Raw genomic sequence first — 10,266 nt, 5'->3', positions numbered from 1 at the left:
CTATAACTTTTGTTTTACGACCCATAATTAGGGTATAAATATAGCTTATATTTTAATTTGTCTCAGTACTTAATACTTAAAACAAAAAAGCCAAGCTATTATAGCCTGACTTTTAAAAAATGATTCTAAGATTTATATATATAGTACTGTTGCTTAAATGTCGTCTGGTAAAAGAACATTGTACCCTTCTAACACTGAATCTGCTTTCATGCTCATATAATCCACAGAAGAAGTGGTGTGTTCCTTTAATTTTTTATTTCTTAATGTTGTATAGTATTCATATTGATCGGTTGTCAATACTTTGCCTAAAATCAAATCTTTTTCGATGTCGAATGATTTTTCCATTTCAAGGTATTTGATGTTGAATTTACCAAGCTTGATAATGTGGATGACCATTCTTTTGTTCACCAATTGTATTTGAGATCTCAGCTCCTCTACTTTTTCTTTTTCAAGGGGCATCTCAGCAGTAATGATTTTGATTTCTCTGGAAGTGATCAGAAAAGATAGTAATTCTGATTGTTGATTGAGGTCCAAAATCTTATCACGTTCTTTATAGAACTGCTTATTCATGTTCACTTTGTCCTCATGACTGTAATAAGGTCTGGCTTCCATAGAATCCTTTTTCATGTTGTACTCTATACGCAATGCTTTCATTTCCTCGTATTGTTCAGGAGATAATTGCACTACTTTGTTGACCCAATCCGTAAATTTTCTGGCTTTTAATTGCTGTTCGGCGGTTTGTCCCCAAACGCTGGAGGTCAACATTAAAAGTATACCGATCAATAGCTTTGTTTTCATATTGTGTAATTAAAAAAATGAATAAAATGATTTTTAATTTTTAATAAACTTCTTTCGGGTCTTATCAATTTGAAGGATATAAATGCCTTTTTGGAAGGTTGAAATATCCAACGTTTCTAATGATTTTGAGACCTGAAACTCCTTTACTTTTCTACCGTCAATACTATAAATAGAGACGTGTTTTTTATTTAGATTTAGACCTTGGATATACAATAAATCGCTGGCCGGGTTAGGATATAATTTAAAATGTAATTGAGGTGCAATGGATGTTGGAGGCTCTTCAGTCTCCTTTTTGATCACCGTTAAGTCAAAAGTTTTAATCAATTCATCGTCACCCATTTTCAAGATGGCTGTGACTAGGATGTTTTCGTTTTGTTCTGATTGTTGGACAACACCTTCAGTGCCATTTACAGTAATGATTGTATTGTCTGAGGAAAGCCATTTTACTTCCAAACCGTCACTTTCTGGTATCATAAAATTGATGTTTTGCGTGACAGACTGAGCACTGTCATTCTCTTGGAAAGTAATGTAAACGTCCTTTTCCAATGCTTTTAATTCACTCGACACATCTCCTTTTAGCTTAATAACAAATGTCTTGTGCCCTACCAAATGCTTGTATTTGATTTCAGCATCTAATCTTACTGAACGTTCAATTTCTGGTGTAGTGATAAAACCTGAATCCGCTTCCACTTTCACAAAATCTTCCGCATAAGAAGTCCATGTTACGGTAGACTCATAGCTTGATTGTGTAGGGAGATAGATATTTTGAGTCACACTATTTTTATGATCTCCATTTTGATAACCAATCACTGTGGCATTGATGGCTTCTTGTAAGAAAAGGTTATCATCTAATGCTCCATCTACAGAAACAAATACGTCATCGATATAAATAGTACCTACCACTTTACCTAACTGAAATAACAAGCGGAGATTTGTCATTCCTTTTAAATTGGCTGTGATTTCTCTTTCGATAGTGTAGAGGCTGTCTTTCTCAATCACAATCGCATCACTGTTGATTTTATCTGCTCCTTTATCCAACTGCAACTGAAATCTGATCTCTGTATCTACATCGGAATAAACGGAAAATCTAACAACAAATTTCTGTGCTTCTGGAATTGAAAAACCAATGGCATGATCCAAAGTTCTATACCCAAAATTAGAGAAATTACCACCGTTGGTAGTGATATGGAAACCCGCTGATTTTGATGAAGTGACAGGGTGCAGGTCATTTTGAAGTTGATATTCAATCCCTAACCCATCTTTGACAGTCGTAATCCAACCTTCTTCTACACCGCTCTCAAAACTAGGATTTGTCTTGATAATGTTACCACTAATTTTCTCTTCATTTGTAGCATAATATTGATTCCACCATTGCTCTACATCCTGTTTGATTTGAGCTATCTTAATGCTATAACCTGCATTATTAATTTCATTTTTGGTCTCAAGAGCCTGGTTATTCGCGTAAGCATAAAACTCTTCATGAAAGGCGGTCACTTCTGAAAATGGAACGTTCAATGGCGTCATGTCTTTATCATTGGTCCAAAGCGTATAACGCTCATTCCCTTTCTTAAATGAATAACCGTTTTTGCCGTTCTTTTTATAGTAAGTCACAGCCAAATCCAATGGATAAGCTCTTTCTTCCTCATCATTATGATACAGTGAATTGCCTTGTAAAAACGTTGGTTTAGGTAAGTAAGCATAGTCACAAATGGTAGGATAAAGGTCTATCAACTGCACCGCTCTTTCCGTCTCTTTTAATCGTTTTGAAGGATCAATGATGATCAATGGCACTTGAGCAGAATTCTGTAAGAGATTATGTTTGCCCCACATATTATGATCTCCCAAGTTGAAACCATGATCAGAAGAAACGACAATCAAAGTATTTTCTTTCTCGCCAATTGCTTCTAAATGATCGACCAACATACCGATCTGAGCATCGATATAAGAAGCACAAGCATAATAAGCTGTCAGTAATTCCTTTTGTTTTTCAAGGTCCAATACCTTCTCTGCATCCTTATAAATATCATCCCAAGTCTGAGGAATATCTTTGTAACCCAACAGTTCTGTAGGCTCTTTGTAAGCTATAATATCAGTTCCTTCTGGCAGTTTTTGATAATCTGCTAAAGTGATTTCTTTGTCTTTGTATAAATCAAAATACTTTTGTGGAGCGATAAACGGCAAGTGTGGTTTCTTAAAACCTACTGACAAGAAAAACGGCTGTTCAGTGACCGAAAATTTATTCATCATTCTGATGGCCTCCAATGTAAACTGACCATCTTGATAGCCGTCATCCCCTACACCTTCAGGTCCTTTTTCATACGACATTCCTTCTTCCACTCTGTAATTGTTTCCCGATACAAAATCACCGTATTCTTCAGGATATTCATAGTGGCTTGGATCTTTATAATTTTCCGTCCATGAGTTCGCATTATGACCATCATCCACATTTCTAGGATCAAAAACTTTTCCTACAGCACCTGTTCTGTAGCCATTCAATGCTAAAAATTGAGGTAATGTCGTCAGGTTTGGAGCGGTGTCTTCTAGTTTTAATGTAAGGTTCGTAATACCATTTCTTTCAGGGTAAGTTCCGGTTAAGAAACTTGCTCTTGAAGGGCCACAAACAGGATAAGAACATTGAGCATTAGCATACTGAATGCCTTGTTGTGATAGCTTATCAAAAGTAGGTGTGATCACTTCCTCATTCCCGAAGGCTGTAAGGTCGGTGTTCAAATCATCTACCATGATAAACAGGATATTTTTTCTTTTTGGTTTTGGAAATAAAGGTGCTAATTGTCCTTCTACCCAATCGCCTGCTTTACGGTTATAAACGGTCTTATTGGCTTTTGGACCCGCACACCAAATGGCTCTAGGGATTTCTAATTCTTCCGCTAAAGTAGCTACCGCTTGATGGTATTTTGCTCTACTCAATGGAGAACATAAGTTGTTGGAACCAAATTCACCTAAGTACAATGGCAAGTTTAAATTGTCAGCCCATTGTTTTACGTTTTTAAAATCAGCTCTAAGGGAAGCGAACTCTTGTTCTGTTCCCCAATCTGGAATGCTGTTATTGGTTTCAGGGTATTTTGTAAATGTGTTGGGCCAGTAATAATGGAACCAAGGAATGAGTTTGTCGTCATTTTCAAAAAGGGCCGGATCCATCTGCTGAGGAGCAAAAATGGCATTATCACCACCTCCAACAACCATCAAAATACGGTCTGGATTATCCTTTCTTACTGTCTCTACTAATTCAACATTCAGCTGATCCACTAAACCTTTATTCATATTAAAGTAAGGCTCATTGATCAACTCAAATACTAATTCATCATTACTTTTATCTTTAAAATGAGCACTGACCTGTGTCCAAATGGCTAGAAATCTCTCCCATTTTGCAGGATCAGTATAAACTTCATCTTCCTTTGTTACTTCCTCAATAAACCAGTGTTCACCATGCGCATTCAACACTACGATCAATCCTCTCTCCGTTGCCCAATCCACTACTTCTTCTACTCTTGTCAGCCATGCTTCATCAATGATATAAGGTGCCGTTTCAGTCGTATGGCTTCCCCATCGAACGGGTAGACGTATATGATCGAAACCTGCATTGGCCACATCATCCATCATAAATTCTGTAATGGGATCAGCCCATTCTCCTTCATTTTTGGCACTCATCACATTTCCAAAATTATAGCCATTGCCTAGCTTTTTGGCCATGTCATGAGCGGGTGTTTGTGCTTGAAGTAATAAAGAGGAAAAGAATAAAATATAAAGTAGTATAATTTTTTTCATCTGTTGAATATTAAAAAATACTTGTAAGTACTTGAAGGGTAATTAGTAATGAAGAATTAAGAATGATAAATGAAGATGGATCGTGTTATGGTACCCAGATTAGTTTTCAGGTGACAAATGAGAAGTGATACCAATTACCTGAGTTCCATAGCACGAACCATTTCCATTTTTAACTCTTCATTCTTAATTCTTCATTCATTAAATGTCGTCTACTTATTCCAATTGATGGATTATTTTTTGATAAACAGCTTACTTTGAGTGTTCACCTTCACGATGTACTTTCCGTTTGGCAATGACTGCACATTCAGTTGGTAACCGTTGGCTGTTTTCTCAGTTGTAAAGTTGTTTACCGCTCTGCCCAATAAGTCATACACTGCTATTTCTGCATCTCTCTGAGGAGTGGCAACAAACAAGTGATCTACTGTTGGGTTTGGATATACGCTTAAGATCAATTGATCATCTTCTACTGAAGTAGGGATATCCTTTTTAAGCACTACAATATCGAATACTTTTGTTTCCGACTGACCGTTCAACGTGACAGTTGCTGTCAGTGCAATGCTTGTATTTTCCGAAGGTCTAACTACCTCACCAGAAGTTGAAACAACCGCCTCATCTGATGAAGCCCAAGTCACTGTAGTTTGGTGAAGCGAAGTAGTTGGTAGTACCATTGCTGAAGTTACATTTTCTGCATCATCACCCTCTGCGAAGGTAATTTCCAATGCTTCAGTTGCTTCTTTTAACTGTTGTGCTGTTTCATCACCTCCATTATCTTCTGTTTTGATGACTGTTAGGTCGAATGTTTTTGTTTGTGATTTTCCTTCTAAACTTAATGTCGCTGTAAGCGTTACCGTTGTATTTTCAGAAGGTCTTACAACTTCACCTGAAGTGGAAACCACTGCTTCATCCGATGAGCTCCAAGTTACCGTTGTGGCATGTAAAGAAGTAGTAGGCAGTTCCACATTTTCTCTTACATTTTCAGCGTCATCGCCTTCAGCAAATGTAATTTCCAATGCGTCTGTGGCTTCTTTCAACTGTTGTTCCGTGGTATCACCGCCGTTATCATCCGTTTTAATTACGGTTACTTCAAATGTTTTGGTTTTCGTTTGATTTTCTAAACTTAAAGTTGCCGTAAGTGTAACTGTTGTATTCTCTGAAGGTCTTGATACCGTACCTGCTGTTGAAATTACAGTTTCATTAGAAGAAGACCATGATACCGTTGTTTCATGTAATGAAGAGGTTGGCAACATGATATTTTGCGTAACACTTGCTGCATGATCATCTTCTGCATACGTTATGTTTAAAGCATCTGAAGCTTCTTGTAATAATTCTTCTACAGGAGTTTCTGTCTCTTCTTCTTTGAGTACAGTAAGCTCAAAAGTTTTTGTACCTTCTTCCCCTTGAAGTGAAAGTGTTGCGGTCAAAGTGATAGTCTGATCTTCAGTGCCTCTTACCACTGTTCCACTTGTTGCAATTACCGCTTCATTAGTTGAAGCCCATGTTACAGTTCCGCCCATTGTTGTCGTTGTTGGCAGAGTCACATTACTTTTTACTGTCGTATTTGTTTCACCTTCTGCATAAGTCACTTCAATTGAGGCTAAAGCTTCTTCTAAGAAAGAAGTTAAAGCTACAATAACTGGGAACTCAATAGTTTCTGAATACTCTCCTTTAGTGATTGTTGCAATCAATGTCACTGCTTGATCGGTCATTTGTTGTGTAACCACTGCTTGTCCGTTTTCTACCACAATTGCCTCATGGTTGGAAGCCCAAGTAATCACAGTTGAATGCCCTAAGTTATCAGTTGAAGGAAGAGAGAAAGAAGTAGTCACACTATCTTTTGTATCTTCACCTTCAAAAGTCAAACTTAAATCTTTAGATGCTAATATTACATGTGCTTTCTCTGTTGCTACTTCTTTAAGACTCACATTGTCAAATACAACTTCTCCAATATTATTGCCTACTTGAAGTAATAGTCTGTAAGATTTCAACCCTGCCGGAACTGTCAGTAGTGAAGTATAATTTTTGCTTTCTGACGCAATTTCAAAGGTTTCACCATTGTTTGTTACATTCTTTCCTTCAGTATCGTGCCCTTGGAATTGGTATCTGATTTTCGCACCATCAAAACCATACGCTTCAGTACTTACTTCAATGTATCCTTCCTCTGAAGTCACCTCATTGAAGGGGTAAGTTTGTGTTCTGTAGACAAGATTAGGAAGGGATGTTCCACCGTTTTCAATATTTAATCTTACAGCTTTTGTTCCGTTTGTGTTATGTGTGATATGCTCTACATCAAATACAATTGGAGGGTCAATATTGGCATTAAAGTTCGATTCCCAACCTACTAATGTTTCTGCCTCGAAATCTGAATTGACAACAATCATATTTCCATTAGCATCTGTATATTCTAATACTTTCACATTGAATTCTTTTGTCATCGACTCCTCGCCCAATGCAACAGTTGCAGTCAATACTACATCAGTTGGATGAGCTCCTCTTATCACTTTACCTGTCGTGGCAATTACTTCTGTGTGAGAAGAGGCCCAAGTTACAGTAGTCGCATTCATTCCTTCAACAGGAAGTTCTATTGGATGTGAAATTCCATTTCCATCTTGTGGATCTAAGAAGTGGAATGTAATAGCTAGTGCTTCTACAGCATCCTTTAGTGAAGTATCTTCATTGACAGTCACTGTGAATACTTTTTCCTCTTGGTATTCACCTTTTATAATCGTTGCAGTCAATTCTACTTCTTGTGATCCTGCTACTTTACCTACTAAAGCATTTGCTCCTTCTACTTTAATGGCTTCGTGATTTGAAGTCCATGAAATCACTGTTCCAAATTCCTGAAGATCAGTAGTTGGTAAAGTAAAGTCTCTTGTCACATTAGAAGCATCATTACCTTCAGCAAAAGTTAATTCCAACTCCTTCTTTGCTATTTTCACCTGTGCAATAGCCGCATTGATTTCTTTGACCACCACGTCATCAAAAACAAAAGTTCCTGTAGTATTTCCTCCAATCTGAATAAATAAACGAATAGAAGAGATTCCTGCCGGCATTTCCATCAATGCTACATAATCACCTGTAGTCTCATTGATTGTAAAACTTTCAGAGTTGACATTCACATTTTTGTTGTCTGCATCTTTGCCCTGTAATTGGTAGCGAATTGTTTTTTCTGCCTCCGCATAAGCCGATACTTTTACTTCAAAATATCTTTTGGCTGTTGATAAACCATTGAAAGGATAATTGAATGAATTTCTAAATACAAGGTTTGAGAAAGAAACACCACCGTAATTGATTGTCAATTGTGCAGCGCCAGTGCCGTTATCCTTGTGCGTTACTTTGCTTAATATATAATCGATTGGAGGATCTGATGACGCTAAAACTCCTACATTCCATCCCTCTAATTCATCTTCCTCAAAATCTGCATTAACTAAAATAATATTACCGTTTTCGTCTGCGAATGGTAAAACAACAGCATTGAATTCTTTTGTATCTGACACATCACCTGAAGTGATCGTAGCCGTTAATGTTACGTTTTGAGCAGTTGCACCTCTATTTACATCACCTGTAGTGCTGATTGCTTCCTCATTAGACGAAGCCCATGAGATTGTTGTACCATGCTTTCCTTCCGTTAGCATTTCCACAATATCAAACATGATTCCGTTACCATCAGATGGATCCAAATAGAAGTATTTTACAAATAAAGCTGATTTAGCTTCTTGCACTTTCTCTTCTGGAGTGATGGCTAAAACAGTAAGTTCAAAAGTCTTGTCTTGTGTTTCATTTCCATCTATTGTAACAGTCGCCGTTAATGTAATATTTTGCTCTGTATCTTTTCTATACACATTTCCTTCAGTATCAATCACGGTTTCATCGGTCGTTGCCCATGTAACAGTAGACTCAAATAATGATGTTACAGGAAGCTCAATGTTGTTTTTTATAGTTGAAGCCATCTCCAAATCCGTGTAAACGATTTCAAGTGCATTTACCGCTTTTTCTAAATCAGATAACGAAGTTATCACCCTCAAGTCAAATGTTTTTGTGACAGAAGCTCCACCTTGTGTAATTGTAGCCGTCAACGTTACTTCTTCAGCATCTGTTACTTCCTGAATTTCAGCAGTCGCTTCATTAATGATAATCGCATTGGTATTACTTGAAGCCCAAGAGATTGTTGTGCCATACGTATCATCAGTCAATGGCAAAGTAAAGTTTGTGGTTACATTATTCACATCGTCACCTTCAGCAAGTGTTATGTCTAATGCCTCTTTTGCCCATTTTGCTTCTGCTTCCTCTTTAGAAATTTCTTTTACCATGGCGTTATCCACCACAACATTACCAGTGTTTTTCCCCACTTGAACAAAGAAGCGGAAAGAACCAATACCGGCATCCATTTTCAAAATGGCTGAGTAATCTGTAGGAGTTTCAGTGATGAAGTATTCTGTACTGTTCTTATTCACAAAACTGTTGGAAGCGTTTTTACCTTGTAACTGGTAACGTACTTTCTCCACGTCTCCATAGATATTGGAAGACACTTCATAATATTTTTCTTCCGTTGTAAAATCATTGAAAGGATACAAGAACGTTCTTAACACCAAGTTAGGAAGAGACACACCACCGCTAACAATATCAAAAGCTACAGCAGATGTTCCATTTTCTTTATGTGTTACAGACTGATATGTGAAGTCAATGGCTTGAGATGCATTAAAGTTCGTTTCCCAACCTGCATTCTCTCCTAAATCGAAATCCGCGTTGATCACAATCAAGTTGCCTTGAGCGTCCATCATTGGTAATACATTTACTGTAAAGTCTTTTGTCAACGTTTCATCATTTAAAGAAATCGTTGCTTGCAATGTTACAGGAGTAGCAGAATTGGCTCTTTTGACTTCTCCAGTAGTACTGATCACATTTTCATCAGATGAAGTCCATGCAACTGTAGTTCCGTTTACTCCCTCTGTTGGCAAAGTCACATCATATAAGATACCATTTCCATCTTGTGGATCTAAACTATTGAAAGTCAATCCTAAAACATCTTTGGCTTCTTGTACTGATTCCGCATCCGTTTTTGTGTTTTTGGGAGCAAAATAGACATTATCAAAATAGAAGTCACCAACGTTTTTTCCTACTTGGATCAACAAATACCACTTCTCTGCCCCAGCAGGAACCGTAATGGTCGTTTCAAAAGTCTGAACTGATTCAGTATTGTTGAATACCTCCGTTGTAATTTGAGACGGTCCATTATAATTCAATGCAAAACGAAAATTCTGCCCTGTTGTACCATAAGCATCTACTCTGCAGATGTATTCTGTATCTTGTGCTAATGGGGAACTGAAGTTAGTGTACCCTCCCGTTTTGACCTGAATATTACTTCTACTTAATTTCGAATTTTCTTCAGTAGATGGAATAGCAACTTTCAAGAAAAAGTTACCCTCAATTTCTACTCTCTCAAAAGAAGGAGGATCTGTTAGACCATTTTTCATGGTAAGGGTCCAATCACTCGATTTGATCTCATCATCAAATCCTGGGTTTGTGATTAAGTTGTCATTGGCAAAAGCAGAGAGACACAGTAGCCACGACAAAACTAAAGTTGTAAAAGTTAATTTCATATTAATTCATACTTTGTTATTAAACAGAATAACAGGATTCCATTTAGATATTTGTGTTATTAATTCGTACCTATTTCTTAAAGAG

General features: G+C 37.2%; 3 protein-coding genes. All 3 read right to left on the bottom strand.

Annotation, left to right across the window (positions count from 1 at the left end):
* Positions 1-153: 153 nt before the first annotated feature.
* Positions 154-798: a hypothetical protein gene (locus HHU12_RS26070; RefSeq protein ID WP_169659676.1), complete on the bottom strand. Its 645-nt coding sequence runs from the start codon at positions 796-798 to the stop codon at positions 154-156.
* Between the two features lie 33 nt (positions 799-831).
* Positions 832-4,584: a sulfatase-like hydrolase/transferase gene (locus HHU12_RS26065; protein ID WP_169659675.1), complete on the bottom strand. Its 3,753-nt coding sequence runs from the start codon at positions 4,582-4,584 to the stop codon at positions 832-834.
* 230 nt (positions 4,585-4,814) lie between these two features.
* Complete coding sequence (locus HHU12_RS26060) at positions 4,815-10,181, bottom strand: T9SS type A sorting domain-containing protein (RefSeq protein WP_169659674.1); 5,367 nt, start codon at positions 10,179-10,181, stop codon at positions 4,815-4,817.
* Positions 10,182-10,266 lie beyond the last annotated feature (85 nt).

The organism is Flammeovirga aprica JL-4 (assembly GCF_012844305.1).
GTDB lineage: Bacteria > Bacteroidota > Bacteroidia > Cytophagales > Flammeovirgaceae > Flammeovirga > Flammeovirga aprica.
Note: the sequence above shows the minus strand (reverse complement) of the source record. Positions and strands in the feature narration are given on the sequence as shown.

Bases quoted from the DNA above. Each gene is read 5' to 3' on its own strand.
- HHU12_RS26070 (WP_169659676.1), bottom strand. From the start codon at position 798: ATGAAAACAAAGCTATTGATCGGTATACTTTTAATGTTGACCTCCAGC.
- HHU12_RS26065 (WP_169659675.1), bottom strand. From the start codon at position 4,584: ATGAAAAAAATTATACTACTTTATATTTTATTCTTTTCCTCTTTATTA.
- HHU12_RS26060 (WP_169659674.1), bottom strand. From the start codon at position 10,181: ATGAAATTAACTTTTACAACTTTAGTTTTGTCGTGGCTACTGTGTCTC.